Origin of the sequence: Sphingomonas sp. QA11 (assembly GCF_028473665.1) — a bacterium.
Lineage (GTDB): Bacteria > Pseudomonadota > Alphaproteobacteria > Sphingomonadales > Sphingomonadaceae > Sphingomonas > Sphingomonas phytovorans.
Genome location: NZ_CP098774.1, coordinates 1770630 through 1789702 on the forward strand (window position 1 = coordinate 1770630; position 19073 = coordinate 1789702).

18 protein-coding genes are annotated in these 19073 nt (G+C 65.2%); 10 read left to right on the forward strand and 8 right to left on the reverse strand.

Going from position 1 to position 19073, the window contains the following annotated elements; genetic code table 11:
- Positions 1-22 precede the first annotated feature (22 nt).
- Positions 23-2260 (reverse strand): LPS-assembly protein LptD, encoded by a 2238-nt coding sequence (locus tag NDN01_RS08070; protein WP_272626836.1) that lies wholly within the window; start codon positions 2258-2260, stop codon positions 23-25.
- A gap of 160 nt (positions 2261-2420) precedes the next feature.
- Between NDN01_RS08070 and NDN01_RS08075 the strand changes: the two genes are divergently transcribed.
- The 4 genes from NDN01_RS08075 to NDN01_RS08090 all read left to right on the forward strand — a co-directional run bounded on the left by NDN01_RS08075 (position 2421) and on the right by NDN01_RS08090 (position 5531).
- Positions 2421-3887 carry a leucyl aminopeptidase gene (locus NDN01_RS08075; protein ID WP_272626837.1) on the forward strand — a complete coding sequence of 489 codons (1467 nt, stop codon included), beginning with the start codon at positions 2421-2423 and terminating at the stop codon, positions 3885-3887.
- A gap of 170 nt (positions 3888-4057) precedes the next feature.
- Positions 4058-4498, forward strand: a complete 441-nt coding sequence (locus NDN01_RS08080; protein WP_272626838.1) for a DNA polymerase III subunit chi — start codon at positions 4058-4060, stop codon at positions 4496-4498.
- 90 nt (positions 4499-4588) lie between these two features.
- Complete coding sequence (gene ndk / locus NDN01_RS08085) at positions 4589-5011, forward strand: nucleoside-diphosphate kinase (RefSeq protein WP_272628088.1); 423 nt, start codon at positions 4589-4591, stop codon at positions 5009-5011.
- A gap of 13 nt (positions 5012-5024) precedes the next feature.
- Complete coding sequence (locus tag NDN01_RS08090) at positions 5025-5531, forward strand: GNAT family N-acetyltransferase (protein ID WP_336298357.1); 507 nt, start codon at positions 5025-5027, stop codon at positions 5529-5531.
- A gap of 31 nt (positions 5532-5562) precedes the next feature.
- On the opposite strand, the gene NDN01_RS08095 is transcribed toward NDN01_RS08090, so the two are convergent.
- From NDN01_RS08095 to purM, 4 genes are all read right to left on the reverse strand, one after another.
- Positions 5563-6261, reverse strand: coding sequence for a hypothetical protein (locus NDN01_RS08095; protein WP_272626840.1), 699 nt, complete (start codon positions 6259-6261; stop codon positions 5563-5565).
- Positions 6258-6635: an MmcQ/YjbR family DNA-binding protein gene (locus NDN01_RS08100; protein ID WP_272626841.1), complete on the reverse strand. Its 378-nt coding sequence runs from the start codon at positions 6633-6635 to the stop codon at positions 6258-6260. Before NDN01_RS08100 ends, NDN01_RS08095 begins: the two co-directional genes overlap by 4 nt.
- Entirely contained in the window at positions 6632-7153 is a 522-nt protein-coding gene (gene purN / locus NDN01_RS08105) for a phosphoribosylglycinamide formyltransferase (protein WP_272628091.1), read from the reverse strand. The genes NDN01_RS08100 and purN overlap by 4 nt, the downstream gene beginning before the upstream one ends.
- Before the next feature lie 153 nt (positions 7154-7306).
- On the reverse strand, positions 7307-8413 hold the full coding sequence (gene purM, locus NDN01_RS08110; protein ID WP_272626842.1) for a phosphoribosylformylglycinamidine cyclo-ligase: 1107 nt from the start codon (positions 8411-8413) through the stop codon (positions 7307-7309).
- A gap of 61 nt (positions 8414-8474) precedes the next feature.
- Between purM and NDN01_RS08115 the strand changes: the two genes are divergently transcribed.
- Genes NDN01_RS08115 through NDN01_RS08130 form a run of 4 tightly spaced genes read left to right on the forward strand, consistent with a single transcriptional unit; the run spans position 8475 to position 14036 of the window.
- Positions 8475-9731 carry a heavy-metal-associated domain-containing protein gene (locus NDN01_RS08115; RefSeq protein WP_272626843.1) on the forward strand — a complete coding sequence of 419 codons (1257 nt, stop codon included), beginning with the start codon at positions 8475-8477 and terminating at the stop codon, positions 9729-9731.
- Positions 9728-10363, forward strand: a complete 636-nt coding sequence (locus NDN01_RS08120; protein WP_272626844.1) for an HdaA/DnaA family protein — start codon at positions 9728-9730, stop codon at positions 10361-10363. Before NDN01_RS08115 ends, NDN01_RS08120 begins: the two co-directional genes overlap by 4 nt.
- The gene (locus NDN01_RS08125) at positions 10360-12534 is read left to right on the forward strand and encodes an RNA degradosome polyphosphate kinase (protein ID WP_272626845.1); all 2175 of its coding nucleotides are present in this window, start codon (positions 10360-10362) and stop codon (positions 12532-12534) included. The genes NDN01_RS08120 and NDN01_RS08125 overlap by 4 nt, the downstream gene beginning before the upstream one ends.
- A gap of 35 nt (positions 12535-12569) precedes the next feature.
- Positions 12570-14036 carry a Ppx/GppA family phosphatase gene (locus NDN01_RS08130; RefSeq protein WP_272628093.1) on the forward strand — a complete coding sequence of 489 codons (1467 nt, stop codon included), beginning with the start codon at positions 12570-12572 and terminating at the stop codon, positions 14034-14036.
- A 13-nt stretch (positions 14037-14049) separates the two neighbouring features.
- Here NDN01_RS08130 and NDN01_RS08135 read toward each other — a convergent pair whose 3' ends face one another.
- Together NDN01_RS08135 and rnd are read right to left on the reverse strand one after the other, a co-directional pair.
- Complete coding sequence (locus NDN01_RS08135) at positions 14050-14319, reverse strand: I78 family peptidase inhibitor (RefSeq protein WP_272628095.1); 270 nt, start codon at positions 14317-14319, stop codon at positions 14050-14052.
- A 5-nt stretch (positions 14320-14324) separates the two neighbouring features.
- Positions 14325-15503, reverse strand: coding sequence for a ribonuclease D (rnd, locus tag NDN01_RS08140; protein WP_272626846.1), 1179 nt, complete (start codon positions 15501-15503; stop codon positions 14325-14327).
- 102 nt (positions 15504-15605) lie between these two features.
- Here rnd and aspS point away from each other — a divergent pair, with 102 nt between their 5' ends.
- Positions 15606-17426 (forward strand): aspartate--tRNA ligase, encoded by a 1821-nt coding sequence (aspS, locus tag NDN01_RS08145; protein WP_272628097.1) that lies wholly within the window; start codon positions 15606-15608, stop codon positions 17424-17426.
- Positions 17427-17540: 114 nt separating this feature from the next.
- Positions 17541-18317 carry a polyphosphate kinase 2 family protein gene (locus NDN01_RS08150; RefSeq protein ID WP_272626847.1) on the forward strand — a complete coding sequence of 259 codons (777 nt, stop codon included), beginning with the start codon at positions 17541-17543 and terminating at the stop codon, positions 18315-18317.
- A gap of 45 nt (positions 18318-18362) precedes the next feature.
- On the opposite strand, the gene NDN01_RS08155 is transcribed toward NDN01_RS08150, so the two are convergent.
- Positions 18363-18992, reverse strand: a complete 630-nt coding sequence (locus NDN01_RS08155) for a carbonic anhydrase (protein WP_272626848.1) — start codon at positions 18990-18992, stop codon at positions 18363-18365.
- Between the last annotated feature and the right edge of the window lie 81 nt (positions 18993-19073).

A 19073-nucleotide genomic window follows, 5' to 3' on the forward strand; every position in this document is an offset into this window, starting at 1 on the left:
GTGCAGTTTCCAACCCCAGCGTCTAGCGCCCCAGATTCTTGAACGCCAGCGAGAACAGGAAGCTGTTGCCGGCGCGGGCATCGCCGGTGTCTTCGTAATTGCGCCGCCAGGTCAGCCCGAGGCGAAGACAATCATCCTCATAGGTGACGCCAATGCGGTGGCGGACCGGAGAGAAGCCGTTGGACAGCGACAGCGGATCCTCGGCGCGGTCAGTAAGGTCGATCACGACCGATCCGAACGCCGACCAGAAACGTGCGAACTGGATTCGACCGGCGACACGGGCTTCCTCGCGGTCCTGCAGATCCTCCAGCGTCGTACCGATATCGCGATTGAGCCGGAGATAGCCGAGCAGCACATAGGTGCTGCGCGACCCGATCGTCGCGTCGATCTCGTTGCGGCGCACCGCGAAGCTGTCCTTGTCGAGCCGGTAACGATGCGTGATCGACACGAAATCGCGGAACCTCAATTCTGTCCGGCCGACGATATCGGACGTGCGGTCGCTCAGGCCGGTGCCTTGCGGGAAGAGGGAAGAGCGATTGTCGAGCCGATAGCTTTGCCCGACCGTCGTATTCATCGAGAAGCCCGGCAGGTCGACCGCCCAGTCGACGCCATAAGTGACCCGGCTCGAATCCTCGAACCGATCATAACCGGCGAAGCGATTGAGCGCGAACAGGTTGGAATCCTCGAGATCCACCGCGCGAGAATCCTCGTTGGGGATGCCAAGATTCTCCGTCTTCGGCGCGGCGACGATCTGGAATCGCGGCGTCAGGCGCTGCGTGCCGCCCAGGAAGGATCCGATCAGGGGATATTTCACGTCGATCGCGAACGCCCCCATCGCCCGGGTCTGGAAACCCTCGTCGCCGCGATAGCTGGCGACCGTCGTCGCGAGCGTGTCGCTGGCATTGTACATGTCGCCGCGGACATAGGCGGTGAACGTCACCTCCTGTCCCCACGGCGTCAGCTTGCGCAAATCCCATTGCGCGCTGGCGAAGGCGCGCTGGGTATCCTGTCCCGCGGAGCGGGTGATCGCCAGGGTATTGAGCTCGAATTCGAACTTGCCGCCGAGCAGGCCCTCGTTCACCCGCCGGCGATAGTCGATCTCGGGCAACGCGATCGGCTGAAGCCCCTGGCGGTCGTTGACGCGCAGCGTCTGCACGAACCAGCCGGCCGCCGAGAAATAGCTGTCGGCATCGATCCGCTCGACCTTCGCCGTGGTGCGCAGCCGATCGTCGTTGGAGATGTCGTAGCGGCGCAGGAAGGTGCGGTCGGTGGTCAGGCGCAGCGATCCACTGATGCTCCAGTTCGGATCGAGCTGATAGCGCGCCACGCCGTCGAGATAGCCTCGGAACGCCTGCTCGGTGCTGGTCGGTGTCGTCGTCAGCAGGTCGTCGCTGCGGCGGCTCACCGTGGCATAGGCGCCAACCTTGAACGCCCCCTTCGAGCCCAGCGCGCTATAGTCCGCCTGGAGCATCGGCAGCACGGCGCTGTACACTCGCGGCGTGATGGTCAGGGCCCGATTCGGGCCGAATGCGAAGAAATAGGGCTGGGCGAACTCGAATCCGTTGACGCCATTGTAGCGGAACGTCGGGCTCAGCAGGCCGCTGTCGTTCTCCCCACCGGCCGGATGCGAGAAATTGGGCAGCGGCAGGGTAGGCAGGCCGAACAGGTTGATCTGGGCGCTCTTGTAATAAATCCGGTTCTTGTCCGGCCGGTACACCACCCGCACGGCGGTGATCTTCCACGACGGTTCCTTGGGACAGCCGGTCGAGGTCGTCACGGCGCAGGGCGTATATGCTGCATCGTCCAGCGTGACCGTCTCGTCCAGCGCGCGGGTACCGCGCCGTGCCGCGAGCCGCCCGCCACGCTCGAGCACGACGAGCATGTTGTCGACCACGCCGTCCTTGAGTGAATCGGTCAACTCGATCGAATCGCCATAGGCGGTGTCGCCACCCGGATTGACCACCACGATATTGCCGGTGGCGAAGACCTTGCCGGTCTTGCGGTTCCAGGTGACCTTGTCGGCGCGGAGCCGGTCTCCGCTGCGATACATGCGAACGTCGCCTGTCGCGATCACCGTGTCGCTATCGTTGAGATATTCGAGCTCGGCGGCGCTGAACTGCACCTGGTCGTCCGCCGGCTGCGTTTCGGCAGGCGGCGGCAGCGGCACGGCGGGAATCTGCAGGTCCTGCGCATGCGCGGCGGTGCCGAGCCACAGCGCGAAGGGAAGGGCGCAGGTTGCGAGAAGATCGGAACGCTTCACGTTGGAAAAAACACCTCCAAGCGCGCCGGATGCGGTCGCGATGATGCTGCCCTATCGCACCCGACGCCGCGCGCTGCAATCGTGGCGGTGCTTTGCCAGCGCGATGCGGGTGGCCTAGAGGGCTACGACTCAAACCAAGAAGCCGAAAATCGAGGTTCCCATGCAGATCAGTTTCTCCACGATTCCTTCCGCCGCCGTGCTGGCGCTTCCCGTGGAGAAGGACGGTCTCGACCGGCTGACGACGACCGCGCTCGATGCGGATGCGCTCGGCGTCGTGAAAGGAGCGGCCCGTGCGAGCCGCTTCGACGGAGAGACCGGCGTCTTGGTCGAAGCCTTTGTGCCGCACGCCGGCGGCGTTCGCCGGGTCCTGTTGCTTGGCACGGGCGCCGGCAGCGAAAGCGATTATGAACGGGCCGGCGGCGCGCTGACCGGTCGGCTCCTGACCTCCGGCGTGGAAGCGGTCGCAGCCGATTTCGGTTCCGCCGGCGCGACCGCCAAGGCGGTTGCGCGGTTCGCGGGCGGCGCGGCGCAGCGCGCCTGGCGACTCGACATCTATCGTACCAAGCTACCCGAAAAGTCGAAGCCGACGCTGAAGTCGCTCACCCTGCTCAACACGCCCGAGGGCAGCGAAGCAGCCTGGGCCCCGCAAAAGGCGTTGACCGAGGGGCTTGAACTGACCCGCACGCTGGTGGCCGAGCCGCCGAACGTCATCTATCCCGAAAGCTTCGTCGCGCGGGTGCTGGCCGAAACCGAGGGCCTCGGCCTCGAAGTGACCGTACTCGGCGAAGCCGAGATGGCGGAACTCGGCATGGGCGCGCTCCTCGGCGTCAGCCAAGGCTCGGCCCGTGACGCGCGGCTGCTCGCGCTCAAGTGGAATGGCGCGGGGGAGGGCGATCCGTCGCTGGCGCTGGTCGGCAAGGGCGTTACCTTCGACACCGGCGGCATCTCGCTCAAGCCCGGCGCAGGCATGGAGGACATGAAGTGGGACATGGGCGGCGCCGGGGCGGTCGTCGGCACCATGAAGGCACTTGCTTCGCGCAAGGCGAAGGCCAACGTCATCGGCGTGTGCGGGCTGGTCGAGAACATGCCCGACGGCAATGCCATCCGCCCGGGTGACGTGCTGACCTCGATGTCAGGCCAGACGATCGAAGTGCTCAACACCGACGCCGAAGGCCGGCTGGTGTTGTGCGACGCGATCACCTGGGTCCAGCGCACCCATCATCCCAAGACCATCGTCGATCTTGCCACGCTGACCGGCGCGATGATCATTAGCTTGGGTAACGAGCATGGCGGCTGCTTCTCGAACGACGATTCGCTGGCCGACCAGCTGCTCGCGGCGGGCAAGGCGTCGGGCGATTTGCTGTGGCGCTTCCCGCTGTCCGATGCCTACAACAAACTGATCGACTCGCCGATCGCCGACATGAAGAATGTCGGCCCGCGCGGTGCCGGCTCGATCACCGCGGCACAGTTCCTCCAGCGCTATATCGATACGGGCGTGCGCTGGGCGCATCTCGACATCGCCGGCATGGTCTGGGCCGAGAAGCCCGGCGCGACCTGGGACAAGGGCGCGACCGGATATGGCGTTCGCCTGCTCGACCGGTTCGTGGCCGACAATTTCGAAGGGTAATTCGGCAGGTTTTCGGGAGGGTTTTGTCACACAAGCCAACAGAGATGCTGTTGGAGTTTTCTACTAAACACCTGATTTTATAGAAAATATATTCTGGTTCATTTTCGAATGCTCCCGGACAGGTGTGACAAAATCCTCCAACTTTTGCCGAGTTTGGCGGACAGGAAACGATGCAGGTCGACTTTTATCATCTGACCGCCCAGCCGCTCGACCGAGTCCTGCCCCGTATCGCGGAACGGGTAGTTGAGACCGGCGCCCGGCTGCTGATCGTCGCGGAAAGCGCGGTACAGCGCATCTCGCTCGACAAACTGCTCTGGACCTATGCGCCGGAGAGCTTCCTCGCCCATGGCCAGGCTGGCGGGAAGGGCGATACCCTCCAGCCGGTCCTCATCGCGAGCGCGCCGGAACCGGCCAATGGCGCGCGCAATATCGCGATCGCCGACGGCGTCTGGCGCGAGGAGGCGCTTGGTTTCGATCGTGCCTTCCATTTCTTCGACGGCGATCGGATCGCCGAGGCGCGCCTTGCCTGGAAGGGCCTTGCCGATCGCCCCGGAATCGAACGCCGCTATTGGAAGCAGGGCGAGAGCGGCAAATGGGAACAGGCGGCCTGAGCGCTCCCATCGGCCTTGCATCCCGGCCGGCTCCCGCCTAGGGGAGCCGCGACTTTTCCGCCCCACCAAAGACAGGAGCCCGTGACCGTCATGGCCGCGAACCGTACCTTCTCGATCATCAAGCCCGATGCCACCCGCCGCAACATCACCGGCGCCGTCACCAAGATGCTTGAAGAGGCCGGCCTGCGCGTCGTCGCCTCAAAGCGCATCCAGATGACCAAGGAACAGGCCGAGGGCTTTTACGGCGTTCACCGCGAGCGTCCCTTCTTCAACGACCTCGTTGCTTTCATGATCTCCGGCCCGGTGGTCGTTCAGGTGCTCGAGGGCGAGAATGCCGTTCAGCGCAACCGCGACATCATGGGCGCGACGAACCCGGCGAACGCCGATGCCGGCACGATCCGCAAGGAACTGGCCGAATCGATAGAGGCGAACTCGGTCCATGGTTCGGATTCGGACGAGAATGCAGCGATCGAAATCGCCTATTTCTTCAAGCCCGAAGAGCTGGTCGGCTGAGATGAGCTGGCGGGTGCGACAGGCTAGCGCGGCGGATGCCGCCGCGCTGTCGCTTGTCGCATCCGCTACTTTCCTCGAAACCTTCGCCGGCTTGCTCGGCGGCGACGACATCGGCGCCCATTGCGCCGCGAACAACACGCCTGAAAAATTCACCACCTGGGCGAATGATGCGCGCGGCGCCGTGACCATCGCCGAGGTCGAAAATGGCCATGCCCCCGTCGGTTACGCGGTACTGACCGTACCCGACCTGCCCGTTGACGCCGGCCCGGCCGATGTCGAACTCAAGCGCATCTACACTCTCTCGCTCATGCACGGCAGTGGCCTTGGTCCCGCGCTGATGGAAACCGCGGTCGATCATGCCGTTCGGCTTGGTCGCAAGCGTATCCTGCTCGGCGTCTATGGCCGCAACCTGCGTGCTCAGGCCTTCTATAAGCGCCAGGGCTTCCAGGTGATCGGCGAACGCAAATTCCAGGTGGGCACTACGTTTCACGACGATGTGATCTTCGCGCGGGACATTTAGGAACTGTCTCCGGGGGACGAGGCAGGTGCTTCTACCCCGCAGGCTTGGGCTTCTCCCGCGCCCACAATGCTTCCAGCCGCGCCGGCTGCGACGTCCGTTCCCGCAGCATGATTCCCTTCAGTCGCAACGCTCGCCCGCGCAACAGGCGGCCCTCGGTCCGCCAGACCACGTCATAGATCGCGCTGTCGCTACGCTGCTTGTCGGCATCCCAATAACTGCTGGTGATCAGCACGGGCAGACGCCCCTCGCGGGCATCCGCCCCCTTGTCGGTCGCTTTAAGGATCGCGTCGGCGAACCAGTCGGCCTCGATGCGCGGTTCCAGGATGCTCGACTGGTTGCCCACCCCCAAAGCGGCGGGGAAACGGATATCGACGCTCTGGATCGGATGGTTTTCATCCTTCAGCGCCAGCCGCGCGCCGCCATGTTCCGGTGCCGCCGTCAACAGCACAAGCGTACGCGCCTTGCTCTCGTTCGCTTTTTCGACCTGCTTTCCCTGTTCGTCGGCGCGGCGATCAGACCAGTTCATCCACAGGCTGAGCGCGGCGATCAACAGGCCGGCGACGCTAACGATTTCGGCCAATGTAACCCAGCGCCGTCGCGTCGCCGCTGCCTCGGCACGCTCGACCGCCTGCTGAACCGTGCTTTCGACAACGGGGTCGCGGCGGGGAGCCGCAGGGGGAACGGAATCCGGTTCAGCAAGAGGCGAGGGGGCCGGAATGTCGTCGTTCATCTTCCACGTGCCTCAAGCAATTTGCGCGGCGCCACCAGTTCCCAGCTTGTCGCGATGCGGTCGCCGACATGGTCCCAGTCAGTCTCGCCGGTGTCGAGCCGTAGGCCGATCCAGCCGGCATGGCCGATATAGGCCGGCACATAATAGAGATCGGGGTCCATCTCGACGAGCATGGCCTGCTCCTCGAGCCCGCTGGTCTTGACCTGCACGGCGGTGCGATCGTCGCCATGGTGGTTGTGCGAAAAAGAGGCGAAGACCTTGCCCTTCTCGATGAAGAAGGTCGGCGCGCCGTGCGAGATTTTCTCGACGGCGCAGGGCAGGGCCATGCAGATTTCGCGGACCTTGGCGAGAACGGGCTCGGGATCGGGACTCATCGCATCGCGAAGTCTGCCAGAACCTTCGGGTAAAGGCGATGCTCTTCGGCGAGCACGCGTGCCGAGAGGCTCTCGACGGTATCGGCCGGCAGGATCGGCACCTCCGCCTGCCCGAGCACCTCGCCGCCATCTAGTTCCTCGGTAACGATGTGCACCGAGCAACCGGCAACCGCGTCGCCTGCCTCGATGGCACGCTGGTGCGTGTCGAGGCCCTTGTATCTGGGCAGCAGCGAAGGATGGATATTGATGATTCGCCCGCGCCAGCGCGAGACGAAATCATCGGAGAGCAGGCGCATGTAACCGGCTAGGGCGATGATCTCCACACCGGCATCGCGAAGTGCCGCGTCGATTGCGGCTTCATATTCGGCCTTGGGCATGCCCTTGGGCGATTGAGCGAATGTCCTGAGGCCGGCGTCGCGCGCCCAGGCCAGGCCGGGCGCGTCCGGCTTGTCCGAGGCGACGATGCCGATTTCATACGGGCTGGCTGGATCGTTCGCGGCTTCGGCCAGCGACATCATGTTCGATCCGCGCCCCGAGATGAGGATGCCGACCTTGCGCCTCACTTCTGCCCTCTCGCTTGCAGGAGGGGGTGGAGGGTACCGCCAACGGCACCACTCACGACAGGCCGGGAGCCTGCCCCCGGCCCCTCCCGCAAACGGGAGGGCAGAAGACTACGCCTCATGCGTCGCCGACCATGCCGCGCGGGCGCTCCATGCCTCGTCACTGCCGAAGACGGTGCATCCCCGTGCGCCAGCCTCGATCGTTCCAATCGCGAACACCGTCTCGCCCGCCGCTTCGAGCGCCTGCTTCACGCCATCGGCCTCATCGGCGGCCACCACGGCAACCATCCCGATCCCGCAATTGAAGGTCCGCGCCATCTCTTCCGGCTCGATCGCCCCCTGGCCCTGCAGGAACCCCATCAGCCGCGGCTGTGGCCACGCATCGGCGTCGATTCGCGCGTGAACGCCTTCGGGCAGCACGCGCGGGACATTCTCCAGCAATCCGCCGCCGGTGATATGCGCCAGCCCCTTGATCCGCTTTTCGGCAAGCAGCGGCAGCAGTGATTTCACATAGATGCGTGTCGGCGCCATCAGCGTGTCGATCAGCATCACGTCCTGGTCGAACAGGGCGGGGCGATCGAGCTTCCAGCCCCGATCAGCCGCAAGCCGGCGCACCAGCGAGAAGCCGTTCGAATGCACGCCCGACGAGGCTAGGCCAAGCATCACGTCACCCGGCGCGATCGCAGCGCCGGTCAGCACCCGATCCCGCTCGACCGCGCCGACGCAGAAGCCGGCGAGGTCATAGTCGCCCTCGGCATACATGCCCGGCATTTCCGCCGTCTCCCCACCGATCAGCGCGCAGCCCGCCTGCTTGCAGCCCTCGGCGATCGAGGCGACGACTCGTTCGGCAACCGCCGCGTCGAGCTTTCCGCTTGCATAATAATCCAGGAAGAACAGCGGTTCGGCACCCTGAACGATCAGGTCGTTGACGCACATCGCGACCAGATCGATCCCGACCCCGTCGTGACGGTCATGGTCGATGGCAAGCTTCAGCTTGGTCCCGACGCCGTCATTCGCCGCGACCAGCAGGGGATCGACGAAGCCGGCCGCCTTGAGATCGAAGAAGCCGCCAAAGCCGCCCAGGTCGGCATCGGCGCCGGGCCGTCGGGTCGACTTGGCCAATGGCGCGATCGCGCGCACCAGCGCGTTGCCCGCGGCGATAGAGACGCCCGCCTGGGCGTAGGTGTAAGGACCATTGTCCCGTTCAGTGTCGCTCATTCCGGTCGCCTAGCCATATCCTGCTTGGATTTCCACGTCTGCTTCGCCAAAAGGGCCCGCAATGAACTCCCGCCGCCTTGTCCGTCTGCTTCCGATCGCCCTGACGATCGCCGTCACCGGTGGAATCGTGCTGGCGCAGGATGAAGAAGGCAGCAGCCCAGCCGTGTCGGCCGGCGACGGTTCCGGCAGCTATGAAGTGAGCGGCGTCAACGTGGACGTGACCGGCAAGACCGCCGACGCGGCCCGCACCGGGGGCTGGCGCATTGCCCAGCGCAAGGGCTGGCAGATGCTGTCGCAGCGGCTCGGCGGGGACGGTAGCCTGGTCTCCGACGGCACGCTCGATTCGTTGGTATCTGGCATCGTCGTCGAGAATGAACAGATCGGCCCGAACCGCTATGTCGCCCGACTGGGCGTGCTGTTCAGCCGCGCCCGCGCCGGCGCCCTGTTGGGAGTCGCCGGCCGTACCATGCGCTCGGCACCGATGCTCACCATCCCGATCGAATGGTCGGGCGGGGCCGGACCGGCGTTCGAGCAGAAGACTCAGTGGCAGGAAGCATGGAACCGCTATCGCACCGGGAACAGTGCGATCGATTATGTGCGACCGGCCGGTTCGGGCCCAGATTCGCTGCTGCTCAATGCCGGGCAGGTGGGCCGGCCGGGCCGGGCGTGGTGGCGGACGATCCTCGATCAATATGGCGCATCCGACGTCCTCGTCCCCATGGTCCGTCTTTCCCGCCAATGGCCGGGCGGCCCGATCATCGGCGTGTTCGAAGCACGGCACGGCCCCGACAACCATATCATCGCCCGCTTCACGTTGCGCGTGGGCAATGGCGACGCGTTGCCGGTGCTGCTCGATGCCGGTGTGAAGCGGATCGACGACGCCTATCAGGCGGCGCTTCGCAACGGCACGCTCCGCACCGACCCGACGCTTTCCTCGCGCCCGCCTGAGCCGACTCCGGTCGTCGAGGAAGAAGCCCCGGGTGAGAGCGCGGTCGAAACCAACGATGCCGTCCAGATATCCGGTGGCGTTGCGATCAATATCCAGGTCGATACCCCCGGCGCTGCGTCGGTATCGGCAACCGAGGCAGCGCTCCGGAATATTCCGGGCGTGCGCTCGGCGCTCACCACCAGCCTTGCGCTCGGCGGCGTCTCGGTGATGCGAGTCAGCTTCGATGGCGATCCGGCCACGCTCAGGCCGCTGCTCGAAGCCCGCGGCTGGGCGGTCCAGGGAACGGGAACGACACTGCGTATCCGGCGAGCCGGCGCCCCTTCGCAGGGCGTGACAGCGCCGCCGGCGGAAAACGCGACTAGCGGATGAGCCAGATCGCGCTGCCATTTGATTGGCCGCCGGATCCGCGCGACGATGAGTTTCTCGTCAGCGATTCGAACGCGCGCGCCGTCCAGCTGCTTGAACGCTGGAGCACATGGCCGGTGATGGCTGTCGTGCTCACCGGGCCGCGCAAGTCCGGCCGAAGCCTGCTCGCGCGGATTTTCGCCGCGAAGAGCGGCGGCGAGATCATCGACGACGCCGAACGCCAGAGCGAGACGGCGATCTTCCACGCCTGGAACCGGGCGCAGGAAAGCCGGCACCCGCTGGTCATCGTCGCCGATGCCGGACCGCCCGAATGGACGATCAAATTGCCGGATCTTCGTTCACGCCTCACCGCCAGTCCGATCGCCCGAATCGGGCCGCCCGACGAGGCGCTGATGCAGGCCCTGTTCGAGCGGCAGTTCCTGCGGCGCGGCCTGGATGCCCGCCCAGACCTGATCCAGTGGCTGATTCTTCGCGTCGAACGAAGCCATGTCGCCCTCCTGCGCACGGTCGATGTGCTCGATCAGGCAGTCCTCGCCCGCCACAAACGCTTGTCGATTCCGCTCGCGCGCGCCACATTGGCTGAAGCGGGGCTGATTGCCGGTCGCGCACCCGAATTACCGATCGAGAACCTATGACACGGCCCGCCCATATCGTGCGTCTGGACGATGACGACGATCCGTTCGTCAGCGAAGGCAGCGACCGCTACTTCAACCGCGAGCTTTCCTGGCTGGCCTTCAACCGGCGCGTGCTGGAAGAGGCATGCAACCCGGCGCATCCGCTGCTTGAGCGAGTCCGGTTCCTGTCCATCTCGGGTTCGAACCTCGACGAATTCTTCATGGTGCGAGTCGCTGGGCTGAAGGGGCAGCAACTTCAGGACGTCGACCGCCTCTCGGTCGACGGCATGTCGTCGCGCCAGCAACTCGCCGCGATCGTGGCGGAGGCCGACGAACTGGTCGAAAGCCAGCGCTCGGTCTGGCGCGATCTGCGTCATGAGCTTGCCGAAACCGGGATCGAGGTGCTCGGCTCGAAGACGATCGACGCGGCGGTCACGCCCGAGGAGCTGGCCTGGCTCGAGACCCATTTCCGCGAGCAGATCTTCCCGATCCTGACGCCCCAGGCGCTCGATCCGGCGCACCCGTTCCCGTTCATGCCCAACAAGGGGCTGGCGGTGATGTTCGATCTGGTCCGCCTGTCCGATAACGAGCCGATTCGGGAGCTGGTCATGCTGCCGGCACCGATGGCGCGATTTGTCCGGCTTCCGGGCGAGCGAGCGCGTTATGTCGCTGCCGAATCGCTGGTGAAGCGCTTCTCGTCGCTCGTCTTCCCCGGATATCGCGTCGAGGGTGGCGCTGAGTTCCGCGTGCTGCGCGACAGCGATATCGAGATCGAGGAAGAGGCCGAGGATCTCGTCCGCTACTTCGCCAACGCGATCAAGCGGCGCCGCCGTGGCCGCGTCATCCGTCTCGAGCTGGAAAGCGGCATGCCCGAGGGCCTGTCCAAGGCCCTGCGCGACGAGCTTGGCGGGGCCGACGCCTTTGTCACCGAAAGCGGCGCGTTCCTCGGCGTGGGCGATCTTGAATCGATCGTCGACGAGGATCGGCCCGACCTCAAATTCCCGCCCTATAGCCCGCGTTTCCCCGAGCGGATTCGCGAATTCAACGGCGACTGTTTCGCGGCGATCCGTGCCAAGGACATCGTCGTCCATCACCCCTATGAGAGCTTCGACGTGGTGCTCGCCTTCCTGCGGCAGGCAGCGGGCGATCCCGATGTGGTGGCGATCAAGCAGACACTCTATCGCGCCGGTAAGCAGCCAGCCGTCATCAACGCGCTGATCAACGCGGCCGAAGCCGGCAAGTCGGTCACCGCGGTGGTCGAGCTCAAGGCGCGCTTCGACGAGGAGCAGAACCTGCTCTGGGCCTCGGCGCTGGAGCGCGCGGGCGTGCAGGTCGTCTATGGCTTCATGGAGTGGAAGACCCACGCCAAAGTCTCGATGGTGGTCCGGCGGGAAGCGGGGCAATTCCGCACCTATTGCCACTTCGGCACCGGAAACTATCATCCGGTCACGGCAAAAATCTACACCGATCTCAGCTTCTTCACGGCCGATCCTCGCATCGGTCGCGATGCCGCGCAGATGTTCAACTACGTCACCGGCTATGTCGAGCCGCACGACATGGCGCTGGTCAGCCTGTCGCCGCGCGATCTGCGTCCGCGGCTGATGAGCCTGATCGACAAAGAGATCGAATTTGCGAGAGCGGGCAAGCCCGGCGCGATCTGGGCCAAGATGAATTCGGTGGTCGATCCCGCGGTGATCGAGAAGCTGTATGAGGCGAGCGCCGCCGGGGTGCGCATCGACCTCATCATCCGCGGTATCTGCTGCCTGAGGCCGGGCGTGCCCGGTCTGTCCGAGAATATCCGGGTGAAATCAGTGATCGGCCGTTTCCTGGAGCACAGTCGCATCTGGGCATTCGGCAACGGAAAGGCGCTGCCCAATGACGGCGCGAAGATCTTCATCTCCTCTGCCGACTGGATGCCGCGCAATTTCGACCGGCGGGTCGAATATATGCTGCCGATCGAGAATTCGACGGTGCATGACCAGATCCTCGACCAGGTCATGGTCGCCAATTTGATCGACAATGAGCAGAGCTGGGAGCTTCATGCCGACGGCAGCTATGTGCGGGCCGAACCTGGCGACCGGCCGTTCAACCTGCATCGCTATTTCATGACCAACCCATCGCTGTCCGGCCGGGGTGCCGCCTTGTCGGCCAGCGATGCCGTACCGAAACTTTCGCTGAACCGCAGGCGTTAAGGGGCGTGGCCACCGTTTTGTTCCGCAAGCCGAAAATGGAATCGGCTGTCGAGCCGCGCACCGGCATCATCGATATCGGCTCCAATTCGATTCGCCTCGTCGTCTATCAGGGGCCTGAACGGCTGCCGGCGATCCTGTTCAACGAGAAGGTAATGGCCGGCCTGGGCCGCGGTCTTGCCGAGACCGGCGCGATCGCCGAACCGGCGCTCGACATGGCGGCCGAGGCGCTTGCCCGCTTCGCCGCTGTCGCGCGCGAGATGGAGGTGACCCGGCTGCGTACCGTCGCGACCGCCGCGGTCCGGGATGCCTCCAACGGGCAGGTGCTGCTCGATACCGCCCGCGGGCTTGGTCTTGAGGTCGAACTGCTCTCCGGCGAGCAGGAAGCTACCGCCGCCGGGCATGGCGTGCTCTCGGCCATTCCGGAGGCTGACGGCATCGTCGGCGACCTGGGGGGCGGCAGCCTTGAACTGGTCCGCGTTTCAGGCGGGCGGGTGCGCGATCGCGCCTCCTTTCCGCTCGGTGTCCTGCGCATTGGCGCGTTTCGGGCGAAGGGGCAGGGCGCGCTGGAGCGCCAGCTATTCAAGGCACTGAAAGCCGCCGGCTGGCTCGGGCGCGGCGAGGGGCTGCCCTTCTATCTGGTCGGCGGATCGTGGCGCGCCCTGGCACGACTCGACATGCACCTCAACAGCTATTCGCTGCCGGTGATCCACCAATATTCGATGACGCTGCCGGCGATCGCCCGCATGGGCCGTACGATCAGCCATGTGCCGAAAAGCTGGCTGCGCGCCATTCCGGGTCTCTCCTCAGGCCGCGCAACGACCCTTGGCGATGCCGCCGCGCTGCTCGCGGTATTGCTCAAGCATCTGCAGTCCGACACCACGCTCGTCTCGGCTTTCGGCCTGCGCGAGGGCCTGCTCTACGGCGCGCTCGACGAAACCGTCCGCGCGCAGGACCCCCTGATCGTCGCCGCGCGCGACGAGGGACAGCGCCATGGACGCTTCGCCGAGCATGGCGACCTGCTCGATCACTGGATCGCGCCCCTGTTCACCGGGGATTCGGCTGCCCAGGCGCGGCTGCGGCTCGCGGCTTGCCTGCTCGCCGATGTCGGCTGGCGTGCCAATCCCGAGTTCAGGGCCGAACGCGGCGTGGAGATCGCGCTGCACGGCAATTGGGTCGCGATCGATGCCCGGGGCCGCGCGGTCGTCGCGCAGGCGCTGTTCACCAGCCTCGGCGGCGGCACTGAAATTCCGTCGCCGCTTCATCTGCTGGCGCCGGCCGACGACCTCAAACGCGCGATCACCTGGGGGTTGTCCATGCGACTGGGGCAGCGGCTGAGCGGCGGGCTTGCCGGACCGCTACGCCGGTCCCGCCTGACCGATGACGGCGAGATCGTGACTCTCCACGTCACGCCCGACGACCTGGCGCTTTACGGCGAGGCGGTCGAGCGTCGCCACGCGGCGCTGTGCACCGCACTCGGCAGGAAACCGATCGTTACCGCCTAGAATCCGGCGACTATCAGCCGCAATGGACGCCGGTGACGACGTCCTTCTCGTCGAGATCGACGTTCAGCCGGTCGATACGATAATCCATCGTCACCGCCATGCCCGGCCGGATCACGCGGACGGTCTTCGATCCCGACGCGATTCGCGCCTTCTCGACCGCATCCGCTGAATAAGGCTTGCCGATGATGGCATTGGCAGCGTTGGCGTTGCACGCACTCTCGGTTGCGGACTTTTCCGCCGGCGGGACCGGCGCGCAGGCCGCCAGCGCGGCCAGGATCACCATGATTCTCACGACGTCGCCTCCTCGGTCCGGGTCATCTTGAGCTTGCCGTTGACGACCGCGAAGGCAAGCCGTCCCTCGACCAGGTCGAGCGCGTCACGGCCGAACTGGTCGAAGCGCCAGCCTTCGAGGATCGACAGGTTGTCGCGCTGCCCCGCTGCGAGCGCCTCAAGGTCCTCGCTACGCGCCAGCAGCCGCGCGGCGACGTCGATTTCCTTGGAACGGATCTTGAGCAGGAGCTTGAGCAGATCCGCGACGAGCGCGCCGTCCTTGCCCAGGCCCGGCTTGCGATCGTCGCGCGCCGGCATCTCGTCGACGCTCATCGGCTCGGCAGCCTCGAGCGCGGCCATCAGCCGTGCGCCAATATCGTTTCCGGCCCAGGTCGCGGAAAGACCGCGCACCTTGGCGAGATCGGCCTGCTTGCGCGGCGCATGGCCGGCCAGGTCGGCCAGCGTCTCGTCCTTGACGATCCGCCCGCGCGGCAGGTCCTTGCTCCGCGCCTCAAGCTCGCGCCACCGCGCCAGCGCCTTGAGCCGGCCGAGAACATCGGCCTTGCGCCCGGCGATTCGCACGCGTTTCCACGCCTCTTCGGGGTCATTGGCATAGTTTTTCGGATCGCCCAGCCGCTCCATTTCCTGGTCGAGCCACGCTCCGCGCCCGGTCCGGCGGAGGCGATCGAGCATCTTGGGGAATATCTTCGCGAGATGGGTGACGTCGCCGATCGCATATTCGATCTGCCGCGAATCGAGCGGGCGCCGGCTCCAGTCAGTGAAGCGTGCGCCCTTATCGACCTGGATGCCCAGATAGGCGTCGACCAGGTTGGAATACCCGACCTGCTCGCCTTGCCCCAGCGCCATGGCAGCGATCTGCGTGTCGAACAGCGGGTGAGGGGTCTTGCCCGTCAGGTTGTAGATGATCTCAAGATCCTGGCCGCCGGCGTGGAAGACCTTCAGCACGTCCTCATTCCTGACCATCAGGTCGAGCAGCGGAGTCATGTCGAGCCCCGGTGCCATCGGGTCGATCGCCGCCGCCTCGTTCACATCGGCGATCTGGATCAGACAGAGTTCCGGCCAGAAAGTGTTCTCGCGCATGAACTCCGTGTCGACGCAGACGAAGTCGGCCTGGCCGAGTCGGGTGCAGAGATTGGCGAGGGTTGCGCTGTCGGTGATCAGGGGATGGATATGCATCGCAACGCCATAGACATGTGTCGCCGCCTTGACAAAGCGGCGTATGACGGGGAAGCGCGGCGCTTCGCGTAACTGCCGAACATTTTGAACGAGAAGACGATCATGCACGCCTATCGCACCCATAATTGCGCCGAACTGCGTCCCGAACATGTCGGGCAGGAAGTGCGCGTGTCAGGCTGGGTCCACAAGAAGCGCGACCATGGCGATCTCGTGTTCGTCGATCTGCGCGACCATTATGGCATCACGCAGATCGTCACCGACGTCAGCGGCCCCGTGTTCGCGGTCATCGAGTCGCTGCGCAATGAGTCGGTCGTGACGATCACCGGCACCGTCGTCGCCCGCGCGGCCGAGGCGGTGAACCCCAACCTCGCGACCGGCGCGATCGAGGTCCGCGCCGACGCGGCCGTCGTCCAGTCAGTCGCGCACGACCTGCCGATGCCCGTCGCCAGCGAGAATGAATATCCGGAGGAGATCCGGCTCCGCTACCGCTTCCTCGACCTGCGGCGCGAGCGGCTTCACGCCAACATCATGCTTCGCTCCAAGGTCATCACCTCGCTGCGCCAGCGCATGATCGGCCAGGGCTTTACCGAGTTCCAGACGCCGATCCTGACCGCGTCGAGCCCCGAGGGCGCGCGCGACTATCTGGTGCCGAGCCGCGTGCATCCGGGCAAGTTCTACGCGCTCCCGCAGGCGCCGCAGATGTTCAAGCAGCTGCTGATGGTCGCGGGCTTCGACCGCTATTTCCAGATCGCGCCCTGCTTCCGTGACGAGGATGCGCGCGCCGACCGCAGCCCCGGCGAATTCTACCAGCTCGATTTCGAGATGAGCTATGTCACCCAGGACGATGTGTTCGCCGCGATCGAGCCGGTGCTGCACGGCGTGTTCGAGGAATTCGCCGACTGGCAGGGCAAAGGCCGCACCGTCTCCGCGCTCCCGTTCAAGCGAATCCCCTACCGCGAATCGATGCTGAAATACGGCAACGACAAGCCCGACCTGCGCAACCCGATCCTGATCTCTGACGTGTCCGAGCTGTTCAAGGGCTCGGGCTTCGGCCGCTTCGCCTCGATCGTCGAGGGTGGTGACGTCGTACGCGCCATCCCGGCGCCTGGCACTGCGGACAAGAGCCGCAAATTCTTCGACGACATGAACGCGTGGGCGCAAAGTGAGGGCTTTGCCGGTCTCGGCTATGCGACTCGCAAGGCTGGCGTGTTCGGCGGCCCGATCGCCAACAACCATGGCGAAGAGGGCATGGCGAAGATCGCCGATGCGCTCGGCCTCGGTCCGGATGACGGCGTGTTCTTCGCCGCGGGCAAGGAAGGGCAGGCGGCGAAGCTTGCCGGCCTGGCGCGCACCCGCGTCGCCGAGCAACTCGGCCTGATCGACCAGAACCGCTTCGAATTCTGCTGGATCGTCGATTTCCCGATGTTCGAATATGACGAGGACGCGAAGAAGGTCGATTTTAGCCACAACCCCTTCTCGATGCCGCAGGGCGAGATGGAAGCGCTGGAGACGAAGGACCCGCTCGATATCCTCGCATATCAGTACGATATCGTCTGCAACGGCGTGGAATTGTCGTCGGGCGCGATCCGGAACCACAAGCCGGAGATCATGTACAAGGCGTTCGAGATCGCCGGCTATACGCGCGCCGATGTCGACAGCAATTTCGCCGGCATGATCAACGCGTTCAAGTGCGGCGCCCCGCCGCATGGCGGCTCCGCGCCTGGCGTCGACCGCATCGTGATGCTGCTTGCCGACGAGCCCAACATCCGTGAAGTCATCGTCTTCCCGATGACGCAGAAGGCCGAGGATCTGATGATGGGCGCGCCCAACTTCGCCACGCCGAAGCAGCTGCGCGAACTCAACATCCGTACGGTCGAGGTTGCCGCAGCGAAGCCGGCCGTGGAAGCGGTACGGCCGGAGTAACCAGCTTTACCGTCACCCCGGACTTGTTCCGGGGGCCGCCGTGCCGCATGAATCACGCTCGCAGCGTGTGCGGTGGATGCCGGAACACGTCCGGCATGACGGATTTGGCGACCTATGACGATCAACCTCTCCGATTACGAAGCCGGCAAGAAATATGACGGCGATTACGACGACGACCTGGCGAAGCTGCAGGAACGGCTGGCGCACATTCAGGTCGCGCATATCGTCCACAAGCGGCGCGCGCTGATCCTCCTCGAAGGCTGGGATGCAGCGGGGAAGGGGGGCATCATCCAGCGCCTCACCTCCGAATGGGATCCGCGCAATTTCCAGGTCTGGCCGATCAAGGCCCCGACGCTTGACGAGCTCGGCCATCATTTCCTCTGGCGCTTCTGGAAGAAGCTGCCCGCCAACGGCAATATCGCGGTGTTCGACCGGAGCTGGTACGGGCGCGTGCTGGTAGAGCGGGTCGAAGGCTTCGCCAAGGAAGCCGAATGGCGGCGCGGCTATGACGAGATCAACGAGTTCGAGGCGCAGCAGGGCGATTCGGGCACCACGATCGTCAAGCTGTTCGTCCATGTGACCCAGGAGGAGCAGGACGAGCGCCTCAAGGCCCGGCTCGAACATCCGTGGAAGCGCTGGAAGACCGGCGCGGAGGACTATCGCAACCGCGACAGGCGCAGCGAGTATCTCGATGCGATGGCGGAGATGTTCCGTCGCACCGACACGCGCTGGGCGCCCTGGCACGCCATCGACGGCAACAACAAGAAGGCCGCCCGCATCGCCGCGCTCACCGTGATCGCCAAACGGCTCGAAGCCTCGGTGCCGATGGACGCCCCACCACTCGACCCCGAGGTGGAAAAACTGGCGCGCAAGGCATTGGGGATGAAATAGGGTCCCACCGCCTGGCGCCCTCCCGAAACGGCCTCGGGGCTGCGCTTACGCAGCCCCGAAGTGGCCGAGTTCGTCCATCACGTGCAGTTTCCCGTCGGCGATAGCGAAATAGGCGCCGTGCAGCCTGAGCGTCCCGGCGTTTTCGCGCTCCGGAATGCACGGGAAGGTGCGCAGGTTGCGAAGGCTCACTCTGACCGTCTCAAGCTCCATTTCGCGCACGGCCGTCGGACCAACGCCATATTCAGCCACGATCCGGTCCCGTGCCTCGTCGAGCATGTCGACCCAGTGCGCGATGAACCCGCCGGCGCCGGGCGCCCGACCGGCGAACCGCCTGGATAGCGCTGCCTCCACGCCACCGCACGACCCATGGCCCATCACCACGATGTCGGAGACCTCGAGCTGAGTCACCGCGAATTCAAGCGCGGCCGAAACGCCGTGGCGACTGCCGTCTAATTCGAACGGCGGCACCAGATTGGCGATATTGCGAACGACGAAGATTTCCCCCGGTGACGTATCGAAGATCTGGGCCGGGTCGACTCGGCTGTCCGAGCAGGCGATCACCATCACGCGCGGGTTCTGGCCGGAGCCCAGCTCCACCCAGCGCCCCCGCTGGCGCGCCCAATCATGGGCGCGGAAACGCCGATACCCGTCAAGCAAATCAAGATAACCGCTCATTGAACCTCCGATCGCTCCCGGGCTGCCGCGCGACTCCGGACAAGGCTCGCCCGGACATTGCTGGCGGTCGCGTTAGAAGAT

Bases quoted from the DNA above. Each gene is read 5' to 3' on its own strand.
- NDN01_RS08075 (WP_272626837.1), top strand. From the start codon at position 2,421: ATGCAGATCAGTTTCTCCACGATTCCTTCCGCCGCCGTGCTGGCGCTT.
- NDN01_RS08080 (WP_272626838.1), top strand. From the start codon at position 4,058: ATGCAGGTCGACTTTTATCATCTGACCGCCCAGCCGCTCGACCGAGTC.
- ndk (WP_272628088.1), top strand. From the start codon at position 4,589: ATGGCCGCGAACCGTACCTTCTCGATCATCAAGCCCGATGCCACCCGC.
- NDN01_RS08095 (WP_272626840.1), bottom strand. From the start codon at position 6,261: ATGAACGACGACATTCCGGCCCCCTCGCCTCTTGCTGAACCGGATTCC.
- NDN01_RS08100 (WP_272626841.1), bottom strand. From the start codon at position 6,635: ATGAGTCCCGATCCCGAGCCCGTTCTCGCCAAGGTCCGCGAAATCTGC.
- purN (WP_272628091.1), bottom strand. From the start codon at position 7,153: ATGATGTCGCTGGCCGAAGCCGCGAACGATCCAGCCAGCCCGTATGAA.
- purM (WP_272626842.1), bottom strand. From the start codon at position 8,413: ATGAGCGACACTGAACGGGACAATGGTCCTTACACCTACGCCCAGGCG.
- NDN01_RS08115 (WP_272626843.1), top strand. From the start codon at position 8,475: ATGAACTCCCGCCGCCTTGTCCGTCTGCTTCCGATCGCCCTGACGATC.
- NDN01_RS08120 (WP_272626844.1), top strand. From the start codon at position 9,728: ATGAGCCAGATCGCGCTGCCATTTGATTGGCCGCCGGATCCGCGCGAC.
- NDN01_RS08125 (WP_272626845.1), top strand. From the start codon at position 10,360: ATGACACGGCCCGCCCATATCGTGCGTCTGGACGATGACGACGATCCG.
- NDN01_RS08130 (WP_272628093.1), top strand. From the start codon at position 12,570: ATGGAATCGGCTGTCGAGCCGCGCACCGGCATCATCGATATCGGCTCC.
- NDN01_RS08135 (WP_272628095.1), bottom strand. From the start codon at position 14,319: ATGGTGATCCTGGCCGCGCTGGCGGCCTGCGCGCCGGTCCCGCCGGCG.
- rnd (WP_272626846.1), bottom strand. From the start codon at position 15,503: ATGCATATCCATCCCCTGATCACCGACAGCGCAACCCTCGCCAATCTC.
- aspS (WP_272628097.1), top strand. From the start codon at position 15,606: ATGCACGCCTATCGCACCCATAATTGCGCCGAACTGCGTCCCGAACAT.
- NDN01_RS08150 (WP_272626847.1), top strand. From the start codon at position 17,541: ATGACGATCAACCTCTCCGATTACGAAGCCGGCAAGAAATATGACGGC.
- NDN01_RS08155 (WP_272626848.1), bottom strand. From the start codon at position 18,992: ATGAGCGGTTATCTTGATTTGCTTGACGGGTATCGGCGTTTCCGCGCC.